We start from the raw sequence: 18,259 nt of genomic DNA on the forward strand, positions 1-18,259 counted from the left end.
CTCCCGCCCGCCCAGCCCGCCAGCCCATCGACCGGAGCCCCCCCATGACCGCAGTCGCCCACCCCCTCCGGACGGCCGTGCCCCCCGTCTGCGGCTGTCCCTCCCGCTCCGCGACGGGCCGCGGATGCCGGGGCTGAGCGGGATCCCGGCCCGGCTGGCCCGGGTCTGCGTACGACGGCACGTGCTCGTCCTGACGGCCTGGCTGCTGCTCCTGGGCGCCGGCCTGGCCGCCGCCGGCCCGGTGACGGCCCGGCTGGACCGCCGGCCCTGGAGCGTCGCCGCACACGAATCGGTCCGGGCCAACCGGCTGCTGGAAGCGGCCCGGCCCTACGGGACGCAGATCGACGCCGTGGTCGCCGGACTCCCCGCCCGCGACCCGGCGCTGCGCCGCGAACTGACGGCCGCCCGCCGCGACCTGGCCGCGCTCCCCGCAGTCCACAGCGTCACCCCCCTCACCGGCACCGCCGCCTCCGCCGACGGGCGGGCCGTCCTGCTCTCCGTACGGCTCGGCCGGGCCCTGTCCGACCCCGCCCGCCGCCGCTGCGAACACGCCGTCGAAGCCCGGCTGCGCGCCGTCCACCGCGCCCTGCCCGCCGCCGAGGTCACCCTCGGCGGCAGCGACCGGGCCCGCGCCGAAGTGGCGGCCCGCACCGTGGCCGACACCCGCCGCGCCGAGCTGATCACCCTGCCCGTGACCCTGCTCGTGGTCTGCCTCCTCTTCGGCGGCTTCGTGGCGGCCGCCGTTCCGCTCGCCGCCGCCGTGGCCACGGTCGCCGCCGGGATGCCGTGGCTCCTGCTGCTGTCCCGCTGGTACGACCTGACCTCCCCCGTGCTGTCCACCACCACGATGGTCGGCCTCGGACTGGCCGTGGACTACTCGCTGCTGATCGTCGGCCGGCTGCGGGAGGAACTGGCCGACGGCCACGACACCGCCGACGCCGTCGTCCGGACCATGGGCAGCGCCGGCCGCTCCGTCCTGTTCGCCGCGCTGGTCATCGCCGCGGCGCTCAGCGGACTCGCCGCCTTCCCCAGCGACTTCTACGCCTCCGTCGGCCTGGCCGCCGCCGGCACCGTCCTGCTCTCCCTCGCCGCCGCCGTCACCCTCACCCCCGCACTGCTGGCCGCCTGCGGCCCGCGGATCGGCGCGCGCGGCCACCGGGACGCCGACGAGGGGGTCTTCGCCGCCCTCGCCCGCTGGACCCGCCGGCGCGCCCCGGCCGTCGCCCTCGGCGTCGGCGTCCTCCTCCTGGCCTCCGCCGCGCCCTTCCTGCACGTCCGCCTCGAAAACCCGGTCGGCGAACGGCAGCTGCCGCCCGGCAGCGAGGCCCGGCACTTCGCCGACCTGGTCGCCGGGCGGTTCCCCCAGCACCGGGCCGACGCCGTCGTGGTCGTCGCCCGCACCGACCCCGCCCGGCTCGGGGCCTGGGCACGGGATCTGGCCCGCCTCCCCGGGGTGGAGACCGTCGGACCGGCCACCGCCGCCGGGCCCGGCGTCTCCGTCGTCCGCGTGGTCCCCGTGCACGACACGACCCCCGGCACGGCCGACCGCCTCGTCGGCGAGGTCCGGGCCGACCGCCCGGCCGGCTTCCCGGTCTGGGTGACCGGCCGCAACGCCGTGGACGCCGACTTCCGGGCGGAGGTCGTCCGCCACGCCCCGCGCGCGGCCGCCGTCATCGCCCTCGTCAGCTACGTCCTGCTCCTGCTGATGACCGGCTCGCTGCTCCTGCCGCTCAAGGCGATCCTGATGAACACCCTCTCCCTGGGGGCCTCGTTCGGCGCGCTGGTCCTGGTCTTCCAGGACGGCTGGTGCGCCCGCCTCCTGGGCGTGCACACCCTCGGCGGGCTCGGCTACTGGCTGCCGGTGGTCGTCTTCGCGCTGGCCTTCGGCCTGTCGATGGACTACGAGGTCTTCCTGCTCTCCCGCATCCAGGAGGCCTACCGGCGGGGAGCCGACAACGACCTCGCGGTGGAAGCCGGCCTCCAGCGTTCCGCCGGGGTCATCAGCTCCTCGGCCCTGCTGATGTGCATCGTCTTCACCGGGTTCGCGACGGGCCAGGTCCTGGTGATGAAGCAGCTCGCGACGGCCCTCACCCTCGTCGTCGTGGTCGACGCCACCCTGGTGCGCTGCCTGCTGGTCCCGGCCACCATGACCCTGCTCGGCCGGGCCAACTGGTGGGCTCCGGCCCCGCTGCGCAGGCCCGCCGCGGTTCAGGCGATGCCGACGGTGTAGGCGGCCCGGTAGCCGCCGCCCTCGGCCACCGGCGCCAGCGTCATGGTGCCGCCGGCCGCCCGGTACCGGTCGTCGTGCGCGTTGGGGCTGCGCGGCGCCTTGCGCCGGGCGTACGGCTGCCGGGCGTAGACCTCGTGCAGGACGTCCTCGGGGAAGAAGAACTGCGAGGTCGTCTCGGTGTGCGCGTCGGGCCGCACCTTGAAGTGGATGTGCGGTGCCAGGCCCGCGTACCAGCCGGGCACGATCGTGCGGAACACGCACCGGCCGGAGGCGTCGGTGGTCTGGACCCCGCGCAGGAAGTTCTCCCGCCCCTCCGAGTAGACCCCGGCGGCATCGGCCTGCCAGATGTCGACGGCGGCCCCGGCGAGCGGACGGCATCCCGCCGACGCCCGCACCACCGTCAGATCCAGCCGCAGGGGCACGCCCGCACGCCCGTCGGTGACGTCCGAACGGGTCCGGCCCGGCCCGGAGTAGTTCGGACCCGCCCCCGCCGTCACGGCCAGCACGCACCCGGGCGCGGTCCCCGCCGCCGGTGCGGCGGCCGGCCGGGCGCAGCCGGCGAGGGCGGCGACGGAGGCCGATCCGGCGGCCAGCAGCAGGGCACGACGACTGCTCGGGAAGCTGCCGTGGTCGGTCATGGAACCTCTCCCGCCTACGCCCGGGGCCGCCGACCCGGACGGCCGCCCACCGCAGCCCACGGTGCCGCACCCCGCCACCGCCTCCCACGACCGACACACGGCCGACCGGGCGTCGCCGGACCGCCCGCCACGGCCTACACCGGCACGCCGTCGCCCGCCTCGAACGGGGCGCCGTGTCCCGGGACGACCAGGTCCGCCACGGCCAGGACGCGCAGGCGGGCGGCGCGCAGCGCCTCGCGGTCCGGGGCGACCGGATCGTCCGCCGGGCCCTCGGCGTGCCACCACAGGTCGCCGGCGAAGGCCACCACACCCGAAGCCGTGCCCGCCAGCAGGGTGATGTCCTCCGGGCTGTGACCCGGGGTGTGGATCAGGCGCAGGGAGGGGGTGAGTTCGTAGCCCTCGGCGTCGCGGGCCGTCCACCGGTGGCCCAGGTACTCCGCCTTGTGGTCGTGGATCCTGGCCTTGGGGAACAGGCCCGCGTTCATGATGTTGTCCGGGTGGTGGTGGCTCAGCACCACGTCGGTGATGTCGTCGGCGCCGAGGCCCAGTTCGGCCAGCGGATCCAGGATGTGGCCCGGGCTCGCCACCATGCCCGGATCGAAGATCACGTGCCGGCCGCCGTCGCCGACGTAGGAGACGGTGGCGGCCACACCGGGGCCGGTGGAGCCGACGTAGCCGGTGTTCAGGACCGCGTAGACGGCGCTGCGGCCGGTCGGTGCGTCGGTGTCCGCGCCGTCCGGTGCTCCGGCCGGTGCTTCGGCCAGTGCTTCGGTCGGTACTTCGGTGAGTGCTTCAGTCAGTGCCTCGGTCATGACCCCATTCTTTTCGCCGGGCCGGCGTCCCACGAGTGGCATCGATGACACCGATCGCAGGATTCGTGCCACACCTGGCAGACTGCCTCCGTGCAGCAGCCCTTCCTCACCGTCGCCGCCTACGCCCCGCCCGGCGTCGGCATGCTCGCCGTCGGCATCGTCACCGAGGTGTTCGGGCCGAGGGGGGAGGGGATGCCGGCGTTCGACTTCGCCCTCTGCTCCGACCGGCCCGGCGCCGTGCCCACCGATCTCGGCGTGCCCCTCTCCCTCACGCACGGCCTGGACCGGCTGGCGGAGGCGGACCTCGTCATCGCCCTGCCCTGGACCGGCTTCCGCACGCCCCCCGCCCCGCCCGTCCTCGAAGCCCTGGCCGCCGCGCACCGGCGCGGCGCGCTCGTCGCCGCCCACTGCGTCGGCACCTTCGCCCTCGCCGCCGCCGGGCTCCTCGACGGCCGCCGGGCCACCACCCACTGGCGGTTCACCGGCCTGCTCGCCGAGCGCCATCCCGAGGTCAGCGTCGAACCCGACTCCCTCTACATCGACGAGGGCACCATCGCGACGGGCGCCGGAGCCGCCGCCGGATTCGACCTCTGCGTGCACCTGATCCGCCGGGAGCACGGAGCCGCCACGGCCAACGCCGTGGCACGGGACATGGTCCTGCCCTCCCACCGCGACGGCGGGCAGGCCCAGTACCTGGCGGCGCCCGTACCGGAGAACTGCCAGGACGAACGCCTCTCCGACGTGCTCGCCTGGGCCCGCGCCCACCTGCACGAACCGCTCCCCGTCGAGGAGCTGGCCCGGCGCGCCCTGATGAGCAAGCGCTCCTTCGCCCGCCGTTTCACCGCCGCCACCGGCACCACCCCGCACGCCTGGCTGCGCGGCCTGCGGCTGAGCAGCGCCGAGGAACTGCTGGAGACCACCGACCTGCCCGTCGAGGAGATCGCCCGACGGGTCGGCTATGGCAGCGCGGCCGTCCTGCGCGAGCAGTTCGTCCGCCGCCGGGGGATCCCGCCCCGCTCCTACCGCAGGTCGTTCACGAACTCGCCGTAGCAGAAGGGCGGTCGTACGGGGAGGGGTGGTGGTACGGATCCACCGCCCCTCCCCGTCCCGCGTCCGGCAGCGCCGGTCGACGGGCGGGGGGTCAGCCCTCCTGCCGGGCGGAGGTGATGTCCTGGCGGATGCCCTCCAGGATGCGCGCCGCCTCCGGGAGGCCGCGCTGCTCGCAGCGGGCGGCGCCCGCCGCGAGACGGGCCGCCGCGGCCTCGGGGCGGTCCAGGCCGTTGAGCTCGATCAGCGCCGCGATGCGCACCGCCTCCGCGCGCGCCTCCTCGCCGTGCTGTCCGCCCCCCTCGTGCGCGGCCACCGACGCCTCGGCCTCGGCCAGCGCCTCCGTGAAGCGGCCGGCGTCCGCGAGGACCAGCGCCCGCCGGTAGCGGATGCTGCCGTGCTCGAACCAGAGGGTGAACCCCTCCGCGTCCCGCGGCGCCGCCGCGCACACGGCGTCGGCCTCCGCCAGGTGGGCGAGGGAGGCCTCCACCCCTTCCGCGCCGCGGGCCGACTGGTTGAGGCGGGCGAACTCGCGCATCATCTGCGTGATCACCGAAGGGTTGGGCGCCTGCTCGTGCGTGGCGACCGCGCGGGCGTACGCGGCCCGGGCGGCGTCCCAGCGGTCGGCGGCGGCCAGCGCGACCGCCGCCTCCGAGGCCACCGAGGTCAGCACCGCCTCGCCCTCCCCGCCCCAGGCCGCGGCGGAGTCGGCCAGCCGCAGGAACTCCTCGGCGGCGGCCAGGTGCTCCTCCAGCTCCCGCAGCCCCCGGGCCAGGCTCAGCCGGCCCTGGGCGAGCAGGCGCGGATCGAGGGAGCCGGCGGCGGCGTCGGCGACCACCGACTCCAGGACGGCCACGGCCTCCGCGGCCCGGCCGGTGCCCCGGAGCAGGTCCGCGAGCTGCAGCCGCACGTCGGCCGCCTGGTCGTGGTCGCCGTCCCGGTCGAACCGGTCGGCGGCCTCGGAGAAGTGCCGTACCGCACCGGCGGTGTCACCGGTGTGCGCGGCCGCGTGGCCGAGCATCGAGTAGGCGGGCGCCAGCGGGAAGGCCGGGTCGCCGTGGCGGACCGTGAGGGCGATCGCCTGGTGCAGCAGCTCCACGGCCTCGTCGTGCCGCCCCTGCGCGATCAGGAGCTGGGCGAGGACCGCCCGCGGCCGGTTGCCCTTCCAGGGACGCTCGGAGGCGCCCGAGGCCAGCTCCTCCAGCACGGCCCGCAGCTCCCGCTCGGCGCGCTCGGTCTCCCCCAGACGCAGGGCGAGGTTCGCCGTGAACTCCAGCGCGGCAGCCGCCTGGTGGGGCGCGGACAGCCGCACGGACTGCGAACGCAGGGCGCCGGCGGCCGCCTCGAACCACTCGCGGGTGGCCGCCGACACCTCCGGCGCCTCCTCCATGGCCTGGTGGAAGGCGGCGTACGCCGGCGCGTACAGCACCGCCAGGTACCGCCGGGCGGCGATGCTTCCCGGTCCGGTCCCGGCGACGGGGGCGTCGGCCCCCGGCACGTCGTACGCGGCGTCCGCGTCGGTGCCCGCGGCGAGAAGCGCTTCCGCCTCGCGCACCAGCGCCTCCAGCCCGGCCCGTACCGCGGCCGCTCCGGAAGTACCGGCGTCACCGGCGCCCTCGTCCCCGGAGCCGGGCCGCACCGTCCACGCCAGCGCCATCGACCGGGCCGTCAGGGCGTCCCAGACCATGCCGGCCCGCTCGAACAGGGCCGCGGCCTCCGCCATGGCCTCGCAGGCCTCCCGGTCGAGGTCCCGCACCCGCAGGCCGAAGGCGCGCTGCTCGGCGAGCTCGGCACGCAGCCGGCCCTCCGGCCCGAGCCGTTCGTCGTGCACGTGGCCCTCGGCGTCCACCGCCTCCGCGATCCGTGCCCACAGCGGGGCGTCGCCCGGATGCCCGAGGGCGTCCAGCCGCCGCGCCTCCCGCACCAGTTCGACGAAGCCGGCCGGAACCTCCACAGCCCCGGCAGCGGGGACGTTCGGCGAAGGCGCAGTGGAGGACGTCCCGGTGGCGGCCGTACCGGCGGCGGCCGTACGCGTCACGGCCGTACGCAGCCCCAGCGGCAGCGGCTCCTCCAGCAGCGGCCCCCGCTCCAGCCGGGTCCGGCGCCGGTCGCCCTGCTCCGTCGTGCCGTTGCGCGCGTCGAAGGCACCGGCCAGCCGCTCCGCCTCCGCCCGTACGGTGGCCAGCAGCTCACCGGCCGTCCAGTTGCGCCCCGGCGGCCCGGCGACCGGGGTGCCCGCGTGGCCGTCCGCCACGAGCCGGGCGAGCAGCACCTCGACACCGGTCAGGAACCCGAGACGGTTCAGCGGGGCGCCGGCCGCCTCGAACAGCGGCCGGTTCTCGGCGAGGATCTCCAGGCCCCGGCCCTCGTTGCGGGTGAGCGCGCAGAACTCCAGGTGCAGCCCCACCTCCTGCTGCATCCCGGTCTTGCCGCGCACCGCCCGGTATCCGGTCAGGTGGTGCGCCCGCGCCTCGTCGGTCCGGCCCAGCCGCACCAGCGGCAGCAGGGCCCGCGCCTGGCTCGACTGCGGCTCCTCCGCGCACGAGGAGGCCCCGGTCAGCACCGGCGCCCACAGCTCCAGCGCCGCCGCGTCCTCACCCGACCGCACCCGGTGCAGCGCGTGGGTGCGGGTCTCGCAGGCCTCGCAGTCGCTCAGCCGGGTCCGGGGGCGCGTCGCCCACAGGTCGTAGGCGTCCTCGACACCGCTGCCGGTGTGGGCGGCCAGGTGGTAGCGCATCGCCGCCACCGGCTGCACGCCGTGCCCGTCCGCCTCGTACCGCTCCCGCATACGGCCGATCCACGCCTCGATCACGGCCGTCGGGACCTCGGGCACCTGCAGCAGGGAAGTGGTCACCCACTTGAACCGCCACAGGATCTGGTCCGCCTCCCACTCGCTGAACGCGCCCGGCGAGTCCTCCCACAGCTTCAGCAGCCGGGCGAACACCACCGGCGCCTTGCGGTGCTCGCCGGTGAACTCGTACGCCGTCATCAGCTCCATCAGCGCCGTGACCAGCACCTCGGGCTTCTCGAACGGCTCGGCCGCCTCGGCCAGCTCCTCGGCGGTGACGGTGCGCTGCAGCCCGTGCGGGCGGTCGTGGTTCTCACGCAACGCCTCGAACACGGCCTCCGGGGTGTCCAGCATCACGGTTCCTTCCGGGAGTCGGCGCCGGACGCGGCGCTGTCGCCGCCCCCGCCCGAGGGGTGCATGGCGTGGGTGAGCAGGCCGATGAAGGCCCGGTTGAGCAGGGCGCTCTCGCTCGCCTTGAGCGGACGGCGGCTCAGCAGCAGCGCCTGCCCGTACAGGGACTCGGCGGCGGCGACGGCGAGCCCGCGCTCCTCGATCGTGACGGCCTGGCGCACCAGCGGATTGAGGTGGTTGAGGACCAGCTGGGCGCGCGGGGTCTCACTGCGCAGCGAGCCCAGGATGTCCGCCCACAGGCCGTCGCTGTCGGCGGCCAGAGAGGAGCGGGTCCGCTCGTGGCGGGCCTCCCGGTTGTCCAGCAGCAGCGCCGGCGCCGTCACGGGCTGGAAGTCGCGCAGGACCACGTCGCAGTCCTGGGCGGCGATCACCTCCCGCGCGATGCCCAGGAACGCCGCCGCACGGATCTCCGCCGACGGGTCCACGGCGTCCAGGTGCGCGGTGACCGTGGCCGGGTCCAGGTCCGTCACGGCCGTGCCCGGCCGGATCTCCGGCAGCCGGTGCACCAGGTCCCGGTCGTAGGTGTAACCGCCGTTGACGACGCCCAGGCCGGCCGCGGCGGCGATCGGCGCGACCTGCCGGAACTCCTCCACGCTGCGCGTGACCAGGACGGTCGCGTGGGTCCTGGCGAACTCCTCCAGGGTGACGTTGCCGTCCGTGGTCTCGAACGGCAGCCACGGCAGCACGATCCGCAGCAGCTCGTCGTCGTAACGGGCCAGCGCCTTCACCGCGAGGTGGTGGACGTCGATGAACCGGTGCAGCAGCGCCGGATCGCTCGCCGCCAGCCCGGTGAGCCAGTCCCGGATCCGCACGCCCAGCGCGTCCCGGACCGCCGACAGCGTGCCGTCCTCGTACAGCGCCTCGCGGGAGGCCGTCGGGCGCAGGCTGGAGGTGTCGATGACGCAGCGCACGAAGAACGCCCAGTCGGGCAGCAGTTCCGTCGCCCGGTCGGTGAGCAGCATGCCCTTGAGGTGCACGCGGTGGCCCGCGCGCTGCGCCGGGCTGAGCGCCGTCGGCAGGACGTAGGCGACACCGCGCAGCCCCGCCGCCGGCAGGTCGAGCTCGATCGTGTCGAGCGGCACGAAGTCGAAGACGTCACGGCAGTAGGCGGCCAGCGCCTCGCGGCGGGCCAGCGGCGAGCGGTGCTCGCGCTCCCACGGCGGGGCCGCGTCGATGCGGACGCTGTCGCCGTCCGGTCCGGCGACCGTGACCTCGTACGGCAGCAGGCTCCCGTAATGGCGGGCCAGCTCGACGACCCGGGCGGGGGCCGTCCACTCGGCGTTGTCGGCGCGCGGGCGCAGCCGCACCGTGGTGCCGGGTGCCACCGCGGCGTCGGCCGGCAGGGTGCGGATGGTGTAGCGGCCGTCGGAGTGGCCGCGCCACTCGACGGCGGGCGCGGCGGGGTCGCCGGCGTGCCGGCTCACCACGGTGATCTCGTCAGCGACGACGAAGCAGGCGAGCAGGCCGATGCCGAACTGCCCGATGAAGTCCCCGCGCGCCGCGTCGAGCCCGGCACCGTCGAGGCCGCCGTCCGTGGTGCGCTTGGAGCTGCGGCCGATGGTGGCGAGGAAGCGGTGCACATCGGCCTCGGTCAGGCCGATGCCGCTGTCGGTGACGGTGAGCCCGTCCCCGGTGCGGACCGTGATGGTGGCGGGCGCCGAAGGATCGGCCGCGCGGCGGGCCGTGATGGCGTCCACCGCGTTCTGCAGGAGCTCGCGCAGGTAGACCCGCGGGCTGGAGTAGAGGTGGTGGGACAGCAGATCCACCAGGCCTCGCAGGTCGACCTGGAAGGTGTGGGCGGACTCGGATGGGGACACCGTGGAAGACTTTCGGTAGGCGCGCCGCACGGCGTCGGTGCCGGGCGGCGGGGCGGAGGCTCGGGTCGGTCAGGCGCCGACGGACGCGCGGTGCCGGCGGTAGGCCAGGACCGGGTCGGCGGGGTTGACGTAGTGCCAGGGGAACTCGGTGACGGTGTCCGGCGCCGCCTCGAAGCAGCGGCGCGACATCCGCGACTCCCCGGCGAGCGAGAGGGCCAGGGCGAAGCTGTTGCACACCTGCGCCCAGCCCCTGCCGCGTTCGGCGTCAGGATGCAGGACGGACCGCTCGGCGGCCTCCCGCAGCGAGGCGGCGGTCTCGTCGCGGCGCATGTACTGCCGGCCGGGCCCTTCGCCGAGGGCGATCCAGTGCTCGATGTGCGCCACCGCGACGAGCTGTCCCAGCGGGCTGCCCTCGGGCGCGCCGAGCATCGACGCGCGGGCGAAGGCGTGCATCTCCTCGTGCGAGCCGCCCCATTTCAGGCAGACCTGCTGCAGATGCTGCTGGTGGGCCCGCAGATGGTGCGGGGCACGCCGCACCACGGCCTCGAACCGCCGCCGCGCGAGGACGGGCCCGACCTCCAGACCGCGTCCGCTGACCTGGAGGAAGTGCCACGGCTCGACCCACGCCGGCTCCAGCTCCGCCGCCCGGAACAGCAGTTCCTCGGCCTGGCGCAGCCGCTCGTGGAACAGCTGGAAGCGCTCGCGCGAGACGTCCTTCGCCTGTGCCCGGGTCCGGGCCTCCCAGGCCCAGCTCACCTGGCGGGCCCCGGCGACCACCAGCGGCAGCGCCGGATTCGGCTCCGCCGCGACGGCGTCCCCGATCCACTCCTGCACGCCGGCGGTCTCGCCGACCGTCCACAGCAGCCAGGTGCGGTCCTCGCCCTCGGGGTGCGCCGCGAGCCCGTCCCGCACCCCGGCCCAGTCCGCCGCCTCGGCGGCCTCCCGGATCCGCGTCACCGCGGGATCCCCGAAGTCCTGCTCCAGCCGCTCTGCGGATCTGCCCGCCCATCGCTTCAGCGACAGCCCCGCCCCCCGGAGCAACGCCATGACCCACCCCTTGATGTGCACGTTCTCGGACAGGGGACATCCGTCTCCGCCCCCGTGGAGGTAGTGAGTATCACGGCCATCCGTGGTTCGCACAACCGTTTCCCCGCCGGGCGCTCAGCCGTCGCCGCCGAAGCCCCACGACTCGATGTCCCGGTAGTGGATCGGGCCCGGGCCGCGCCCGGTGTTGCTGCCCACCAGGTGCAGGCGCGCGGTGTGCCACGGGCGGCCGGAGAAGCCGGTGAGTCCGGCGGCGGCCTGCGGGACGCTCGCGGTGTCGCCGCGGCGGGCGCGGGCCAGCGTCAGGTGGGGGCGCAGCGGCCGGCCCTCGTAGGGGATGCCGCACTCCCGGACGAGGGAGCGGACCTCGGAAGCCAGCAGGTGCAGCCCCTCGAGGTCCCCGTCGATCCCGGTCCACAGCACCCGCTCGTCGAAGTGCCCCCCGCCGCGCAGCGCCAGCCGCAGGGGGCGGCGTATCGCGGCGAGGGCGCGGAGGGGCCCGTGCAGGCGGGGGACGGACACGACCGGGAGCTCGCCGAGGAAGGCCAGGGTGACGTGCCAGTCCTCGATCCGGTTCCACCGCATGCGCGGGTACGCCTCGTAGGCGGGCAGCAGCTCCCGTTCCAGCTCCTCCTTGGCGTCGTCGGGCGGGGCGAGGGCGATGAACACGCGGACGGTCGCGCTGTGGGTCTGATGTTTCACATGGGACTTCGTACCGTGCCGGGGCCGTCAGAACCAGCTGACGGTCAGGGGGAAGGCGGCGGTGACGGTGGCGCCGGTGGAGTCGGTGGCGGTCGCGGTGACCTGCGCGGTGCCGGTGGCCCACGGCTTCCCGGTGATCCGGCCGGTGCCGGCGTCGACGGTGAGGCCGAAGGGCAGCCCGGTGGCCGCGTAGCGGACCGGGGCCTTTCCGCCGGTGGCGGTGAGCTGGACGGTGCACGACTGGTTGAACGTGCAGGTCTGCGGGCCGGGGTTGGCGAGGTGCAGACCGCCGGGGGTGGGCGTGGGTGTCGGGGTGGGGGTCGGTGTGGGTGTCGGGGTCGCGGAGCCGGTGAAGACCTCCGTGATCGGCTGGACGGCCGCCGCGTTGCCCGCGTGCGTGGCCGTGCCGAACAGGTCCTCCAGGGTCCGCAGCAGGTGGTGGTGGCTGTAGGCCGTGGAGTACGTGCCCGTCTTGACGTTCGCCCCGTAGAAGACCGTGGCGATCTGGTTCGAGCCCAGGTAGTTGTCCTCGTCCCAGGTCAGCACCAGCAGGCTGTTGTGGGTCTTGGCCCACTGCGCGTACGCGTCGAGGTTGTTCCTGGTCCAGGTGTCTCCCGTGCCGACCGCGCAGGAGTGCATGTCGTTGCAGAGGTTGGGGATCACGAACGACAGGCCGGGGAGGGAGGAGAAGTCGTCGCGCGGGAACTGGGCCCAGGTCTTGCCGGTGTTCAGCGGCACGTTCTTGAAGGCGAACCAGGGGTTGTGCTTCTGCGCGTACTGGCCGCTCGTACAGGCGGTGGAACCTTCGGCGGGCAGGTCCTCGTTGTACGTCGCGAAGGTCCTCCCGGCCGCGATCACCTCCTGGCCCAGGTTCGGCGCGGTCATGGACTGCGGGGTGTAGCAGCCGTCCCCGGTGATGCCCTGGGTGGCGCCGGAGTACAGGTTGAAGTAGTTGGGCTGGCTGGGGTGGGTCAGGGCCTTCATCCCGGTCAGGCTCGCGCCGCCCGAGGCGAGTTGGTTGATGTACGGGGCGCTCGCGTTGCCGATGACCTCCCCGTACTGCTTGTTCTCGAAGACGGCGACCACGACGTGGTCGTACGCCGGCAGCGCGGCCGCCGCCGGCGTCTGCGTGGTCCTGCTGTCGGCTGCCTGCGAGGTGGCGACCGTGAGGGCGCCCAGCAGGCCGAGCGCGCCGAGCGTCCCGGCGGCGGCCGTGACGGCGGACCGCCTGCGGGATCTGTGTCCGGCGCGGGGCGAATGAGTGGGCATGGGGTGTTCCTCCTCGGGGTGCGGTTCGGTTTGATGCAGTTCGGGCCGATCCGGTTCGTTCGGTTCGAGCCGGTTCGGTTCGAACCGGTGGCGTCAGTCCTCGCGCCGGGCCGCCCCGGCCACGGCGACGTTCAGGAAGCGCGGTACGGGCCGCTCCCGCGCGCGGAAGTCCTCCGTGACGGCCGCCCGCACCGCCGCCAGCCGGGACGCGGGCAGCAGGACCAGCGCGCTCCGCGCCGGTCCCGGCCCGGGCGGCCAGGCGCTCAGGGCCCCCGCCCGGCGGGCCAGTTCCACGGCCCGGGCCAGCTCCGCCGCCCGATCCGCCGGCTCCCCGCGCACGGCCACGAGCACCAGGCGGGCGTCCGAGGCGGGCGGGTCGAAGGCGCTGTAGCGGTGGGGCCGTGGCCCGGTCCCGAGCAGCAGCGCCCTGCCGGGCAGCGCGAACAGCACGGCCCGGCGCAGGGCGTCGTCCCCGTCCGGAACCGCTGCCGCCAGCAGCCGGGCCAGCCGCGCCCGGTCGGGCTCCGTCCCGCACGGAGCGTGCACGTCGGCCACCGCGAGCGCCACCGCGCAGTCGGCCGGCTCGGCCGTGGCCAGCCCGGCGGCGTCCGTGAGGGAGCCCTGCACGTGCAGGTCGCTCCCGCCCAGGCCGTGGCCGGCCCGGGCCAGCGCGCGCAGCACCGCGTACGGGCGGGCGGCCCAGGCGGGGGCGGCGGGCGCCGGCCCGGAGAGGGCCAGCGGCAGATCGCAGCTGTCGGCGGGGTGGCCGAGCGAGCTGAGCCGCACCATCCCGTCGTCCCGCGGCGCCGCGGCGGCGGCAACGGGCCAGCCGGCCGCCGCGACGAGCCCGGGGGAGCCCAGGTGGAAGGCGTGGGGCGCGCTCCAGACGGCGGCGGGCGGCCGCCCGTGCGCCGCCTCGAGGGCGTGGGCGACGAGCCGGAACAACGGGTCTGCCCCGGCCCGCCGGGCGAGGCCACCGCCGGAGCCCGGTCCGGTGCCCGCGGCGCCGGAGCCGGTCGGGCCGCCCTCGGGGGGCGGGGGCGGGGTGGTCGCAGCGGCCGGGGGCGTCGTCGGGTGCGCGGGGGCTCCGGTGGCGGGCCGGTGGGGCGGGGGCGTCATCGGGTGTCCTTACGGGCCAGCATGCGGTAGGCGTTCCCGCCGTCCGTGGCGCGGGCCGCCGCCGTGCGGAGGGCGTCGAGGACCGCCGCGGCGGCGAAGCACGGCACGGCCGCCGCGCGTACGGCCCCCGCGCGGACCCGGGCGCCGGTCGTGGCCGGGGGACCCCAGGGCCGGTCCGGATCCGGGCACAGCCGGGTCGCGGTCAGGGCCACCGCGCCGAAGAAGTCGTTGCCCTGGTGGGCGGGGCCGTGTTCCTCCGCCAGCACCGTGAACCCCCGGTCGGCCAGCGCCTCCCGCAGGTTCGCGGCCGGCATCAGGTGCTGGTGCTGCGGCTGGAACCAGGGCAGCCAGGCCGGCCCCAGCAGCGCGGCCATCCGCGACTGCGGATCGGGGAGCTCGATCGCCAGGAAGCCGCCCGGTGTCAAGGCGATGGCCGCCGCGTCCAGTTCGGCGAGCGGATCGCGGGTGTGCTCCAGGTAGTGGTACATGCTGACGACCTCGTACCGGCCGGCCAGCTTCTGCGCGTACTCCGGGAACTGTCCCCGGAAGCCGGCCTCCACCCAGCCGCGCCGTTCCGCCTCCAGCACCCCGTCGCCCATGTCGAGCCCGTCGAACCGGGTCCCGGGCCAGACCGTCCGTGCCGCGTTGCAGAAGTGCCCGTGCCCGGTGCCGACGTCCAGCCAGGACGCCGGATCGGCGTACGGGAGGAGCATCTCGGCCCGCCGCCGGTACGTGGCACCGAGCCGCCCGAAGACCTGGCCGGCGCCCTCGCCGCCGCGCCCGTCGTAGAAGTCCCGGTAGTAGAACTCCAGCCCCTCCGGCGTCAGCCGGGGGTTCTGGAAGACGTGCCCGCAGTCACCGCACCGCTCCAGGGTGAACCGCCCGGGCTTGCCCTGGAGCAGGTCCGGCACCCGGACGCGGACCGTGAGCCGGTCCGAGCCGCACCAGGGGCAGTCCGGCCGGCGCGGTTCGAGGAACCGCTCCGTCCCGCCGGACAGGTCGGCCCGGTACGCGGCCGCCACCGTGGCAGCGGTGTCCCGTCCGTCCTCCCGTCCCTGGCCGGCTGCCGCCAGTCCCGTCCGCAGGGCGGTGCGCAGGGAGCGCACCGGCCGGGCGGCGGTGGCCCGGGCCAGGTCGGCGGGGCGCAGCGGGGAGCGGGGGCCGCCGAGCGCGAGGTACGGCTGGAGCCAGTACAGCCCGGCCGCCGCCGCCCCCCACCGGCCCTGGCGCAGGGCGACGCCGCCGAGCAGTGCCAGCCCGGCCAGCTGGGCGACGGACACGGCTCCGGGCGGCAGCCCTTGCGCCCGCAACTCGGCCACACGGGCCCGGCCCGCCACTGCCCCGTTCCGGGGCGGCCCGGCCCTCCGCGTTCCGCCATCCGCCGCCCCGGCCCCCTGGTCCTCGGCGTTCCGGAGCCCGGCCCTCAGCGCCTCGGTCTTCCACCGCCCGGCCACCACCAAGGCGGCCACCAGCGCTCGGCTCTTCCGGGCCTTGGCCCAGCCAACCGCTACCCGTGGCTTGCCGAGGCCCGCCGCCCGGCCCTCGGTCGACGGATTCGCGGCTGCCAGTGCCCCGGCCGCGCCGCCCCGGGGCTCCGGGGCCGCGTACGGCAGGGCCCCGGCTCCTTGGGCCCCCGCCGTCTGAGCCCCCGCCGTCTGAGCCCCCGCGGCCTGGGCTTCGGCCGGTGGTGCCGTGGTCCGCCGGGGCTGCGTCGGCCCGGGTGTTGCCGCCGGGGCCTTTGCCGTCTCAGGCCCGGCGGCCCCATGGGGTCCGGTCCCTCGGCGCCCCGGCGCCCCCGCCTCTGCCGCCACCAGCGGTGCCGTTGCGGACCCGGTGGCCTGGGACGGGCCGGGGCCTGCGGTGGGGCGGGACGACAGGCCGCAGCTCAGGCCCGGGGCGATGGCCAGGCCCGTGGCTCCGGCGGCGTACTCCTTCAAACGCCGGACCAGCGCCATGAGTTCCGCCGGCTCCGGCCGGGGGCCACCCGGCTCCACCCCTGCCCGTGCCAGCACCTCCTCGGCGACCAGGACCGCGAACCCGGCGCCACGCCCCTCCCCGAGGCGGTCCTGCCGGTACCCGGTGGGATCCACCAGGCGCAACAGGCCCAGGACCCGTTCGGCCTCGAGATCGGCGGGCAGCAGGTCCAGCACCCGCAGCCCCTCCCGGTCCGCGTACGCGCGGGCCGCCAGGAAGGTGGCCGCGTCCGGCACCACCCCCGGGGCGGTGAGCAGCCGCCACCCGGCGGCCCCGGGCAGCCCGGCCGCCGCCGGCGGGGCGGCGGGCAGCACCGGGACCGCGCGGAGCCGCCGGCCGGCCCGTACGGTGCCCGCGCCGAGCGCGGCCAGGAGCACCGCAGAGGTCCAGCGGACCCGGGAGAGCGGGGGACTCGTCATGTCAGCTTCTCCAACCGGTCGGCCGCGGCGGCGGCTCCGCCCGCCGCGGAGAAGGAGGCCTGGATCCGCCGGGCGGCCCGGCGGGGGCCGGGCCGGTCCAGCACGGCCGTGAGCGCGTCACGCAGCTCCCCGGCCCCGGTCCGGGCGAACCGGAGCCTGACCCCGGCCCCCGCGAGGACGACCTGCCGGGCCACGATCGGCTGGTCGTCCCGGATCGGCGCCACCACCAGCGGCAGTCCGAACGCCAGCGCCTCGCAGACGGTGTTGTGTCCGCCGTGGCAGACCACCGCGTCCAGGTGCGGCAGCAACTCCAGCTGCGGCACCCGCTCCTGAAGGATCATGTGTCCGGGTGCGTCCCCCACCAGCGCGGCGGGAGCCGCCAGCACCAGCTGCACCCGTGCGGCGAGCTGCGCGGCCGCGCCCAGTACGGCCCGGTAGAACCGGGCGCCGGCCTCCTGGTTGAGGGTGCCCAGGGACACCAGCACCCGCAGCCGGTCCGGGTCCAGCCGCTGCCACGGGAACCCCGGAACGGCCGGGCGGGCCCCGAAGGCCGGCCCCACGAAGGCGTAGTGATCCGGGTACCCCTCCTGCGCGCCCACGAGTCCGGGCGTCGAGAAGACCAGCACCAGACGGTCGGAGAAGCGCGGGTCCCAGCCCCCGCCGGTGTCGCCGAACTCCGCCAGCAGCCCCGAGATCCGCTCGTCCACCCACTCCCCGACCTTCGGGAAATCGGCGAAGGGACGGGTGAGTTCGGCCGACGTGGTCGCCGAGGTCACCCACGGAATCCCGAGCCGCCGCGCGACCAGCGGCCCCGCCAGGGCCTGCTGGTCGCAGACCATCAGGTCCGGCGCGAACCCGGCGGCGGCCCGCTCCACCCCCGGCACCATCGCCCGGGCCAGCGGCACCAGCGCCTCCTCCCACAGGAACCGCAGCGCCCCGACCCCGCGCAGATCACGCCACCGCTCGTGCAGCGCCGCATAACCGCCCGCCGCGCCCCCGCCGCCCGCGTCCTCCTCCCCGGCCGGCAGGATCCGGGCCCGGCCGGGCAGCAGCCGGGCCAGCGCCGGCGCAGGCCCGGTCCACGCCACCTCGTGCCCCCGGGCGGCCAGTTCGGCCCCCACGGCGACGGTCGGATTGACGTGCCCCGCCAGCGGGGGCACGGTGAAGAGCACCCTCATGGCACCAGAGCCCCCGCCCGCGGCCGCCGGGCCGCCGTCGCACCGAGATGGGCCAGGACGGCGCGCCGCAGCACCCCGCTGCTCTCCTTGAGCACGTCGTGCCCCAGCCCCGGCAGGATCCGCAACCTGGCACGCGCCGCGTTCCGGACCAACTCCCTGGCACCCGGAACCAGTTCGGAGTGCTCCCCGCACACGACCAGCACCGGGCAGCGCAGCCGGGCGTAGTCCGCCGGGGTGAAGGTCCGGCTGCGGGCGATGTCGTCGATCAGTGAGGTGTGATTGAGGAGCGCCTCCGCGATGGCCGTGAGACGGGCGGCCTTGCGCAGGCGCAGCCCGAGCAGTTCCTCCGGCACCGGGCTGTCCTCCAGGCTGAGGGCGGCGGCGGACAGGGTGTCCAGCATGTTCTCCACCCAGGGCCCGCTGAGCGGCGGTTCGAGGAGGGTGAGCCCGGTGACCAGGTCGGGCCGGGCCAGGGCGGCGTGCAGGGCAAGGGTGCCGCCGTAGCTGTTGCCGACCAGGTGGAGCGGGCGCCGTCCGAGGCCGAGCGCGCCGAGCAGCCCGAGGAGGTCCGCCACGGCGGTGTGGCTGTCGTAGCCGGAGGCCGGGCGCTCGGTGCGGCCGTGGCCGCGCAGGTCGTACAGGAGGACCTCGTGCCCGGCCCGCGCGGCCGGCAGGGCCAGGGGGCAGTAGAAGGAGGACAGGTTGTCGACGACGAGCCCGTGGAGGAAGACCACCAGCGGCTCGTCGGGGCCGGCCGGCACGGCGGCCGGCAGCTGTTGCACGTGTAAGCGCAGGGAACCCGCGCGGACGA

13 protein-coding genes are annotated in these 18,259 nt (G+C 76.1%); 2 read left to right on the forward strand and 11 right to left on the reverse strand.

Annotated features, from left to right (window positions below; translation table 11 throughout):
* Positions 1–124 precede the first annotated feature (124 nt).
* On the forward strand, positions 125–2,230 hold the full coding sequence (locus tag BX286_RS32905) for an efflux RND transporter permease subunit (RefSeq protein ID WP_121017308.1): 2,106 nt from the start codon (positions 125–127) through the stop codon (positions 2,228–2,230).
* On the opposite strand, the gene BX286_RS32910 is transcribed toward BX286_RS32905, so the two are convergent.
* Both BX286_RS32910 and BX286_RS32915 read right to left on the reverse strand, forming a co-directional pair.
* Positions 2,209–2,868 (reverse strand): intradiol ring-cleavage dioxygenase, encoded by a 660-nt coding sequence (locus BX286_RS32910; RefSeq protein WP_107438210.1) that lies wholly within the window; start codon positions 2,866–2,868, stop codon positions 2,209–2,211. The genes BX286_RS32905 and BX286_RS32910 overlap by 22 nt on opposite strands.
* Before the next feature lie 134 nt (positions 2,869–3,002).
* Entirely contained in the window at positions 3,003–3,680 is a 678-nt protein-coding gene (locus BX286_RS32915; protein WP_079423602.1) for an MBL fold metallo-hydrolase, read from the reverse strand.
* Positions 3,681–3,821: 141 nt separating this feature from the next.
* Between BX286_RS32915 and BX286_RS32920 the strand changes: the two genes are divergently transcribed.
* Entirely contained in the window at positions 3,822–4,730 is a 909-nt protein-coding gene (locus tag BX286_RS32920; protein WP_079431509.1) for a GlxA family transcriptional regulator, read from the forward strand.
* A gap of 91 nt (positions 4,731–4,821) precedes the next feature.
* On the opposite strand, the gene BX286_RS32925 is transcribed toward BX286_RS32920, so the two are convergent.
* The 9 genes from BX286_RS32925 to BX286_RS32965 form a co-directional block, all read right to left on the reverse strand.
* Positions 4,822–7,869: a tetratricopeptide repeat protein gene (locus tag BX286_RS32925; RefSeq protein ID WP_121017309.1), complete on the reverse strand. Its 3,048-nt coding sequence runs from the start codon at positions 7,867–7,869 to the stop codon at positions 4,822–4,824.
* Positions 7,869–9,743 (reverse strand): HSP90 family protein, encoded by a 1,875-nt coding sequence (locus tag BX286_RS32930; RefSeq protein WP_079423600.1) that lies wholly within the window; start codon positions 9,741–9,743, stop codon positions 7,869–7,871. Before BX286_RS32930 ends, BX286_RS32925 begins: the two co-directional genes overlap by 1 nt.
* Positions 9,744–9,812: 69 nt before the next feature.
* Positions 9,813–10,790 carry a hypothetical protein gene (locus BX286_RS32935; protein ID WP_261993579.1) on the reverse strand — a complete coding sequence of 326 codons (978 nt, stop codon included), beginning with the start codon at positions 10,788–10,790 and terminating at the stop codon, positions 9,813–9,815.
* 114 nt (positions 10,791–10,904) lie between these two features.
* Positions 10,905–11,489: an RNA 2',3'-cyclic phosphodiesterase gene (thpR, locus tag BX286_RS32940; protein WP_100864610.1), complete on the reverse strand. Its 585-nt coding sequence runs from the start codon at positions 11,487–11,489 to the stop codon at positions 10,905–10,907.
* Between the two features lie 27 nt (positions 11,490–11,516).
* Positions 11,517–12,758: an alkaline phosphatase family protein gene (locus tag BX286_RS32945; protein WP_121017311.1), complete on the reverse strand. Its 1,242-nt coding sequence runs from the start codon at positions 12,756–12,758 to the stop codon at positions 11,517–11,519.
* Between the two features lie 93 nt (positions 12,759–12,851).
* Entirely contained in the window at positions 12,852–13,877 is a 1,026-nt protein-coding gene (locus BX286_RS32950; protein ID WP_261993580.1) for a galactokinase, read from the reverse strand.
* Positions 13,874–16,270, reverse strand: a complete 2,397-nt coding sequence (locus tag BX286_RS37950) for a class I SAM-dependent methyltransferase (RefSeq protein ID WP_315974773.1) — start codon at positions 16,268–16,270, stop codon at positions 13,874–13,876. The genes BX286_RS32950 and BX286_RS37950 overlap by 4 nt, the downstream gene beginning before the upstream one ends.
* Positions 16,267–17,448, reverse strand: a complete 1,182-nt coding sequence (locus tag BX286_RS32960; RefSeq protein WP_121017313.1) for a glycosyltransferase — start codon at positions 17,446–17,448, stop codon at positions 16,267–16,269. Before BX286_RS32960 ends, BX286_RS37950 begins: the two co-directional genes overlap by 4 nt.
* The gene (locus tag BX286_RS32965; RefSeq protein ID WP_261993581.1) at positions 17,445–18,230 is read right to left on the reverse strand and encodes an alpha/beta fold hydrolase; all 786 of its coding nucleotides are present in this window, start codon (positions 18,228–18,230) and stop codon (positions 17,445–17,447) included. Before BX286_RS32965 ends, BX286_RS32960 begins: the two co-directional genes overlap by 4 nt.
* Positions 18,231–18,259: the final 29 nt, after the last annotated feature.

Origin of the sequence: Streptomyces sp. 3211.6 (assembly GCF_003634815.1) — a bacterium.
Taxonomy (GTDB): Bacteria; Actinomycetota; Actinomycetes; order Streptomycetales; family Streptomycetaceae; genus Streptomyces; species Streptomyces katrae_A.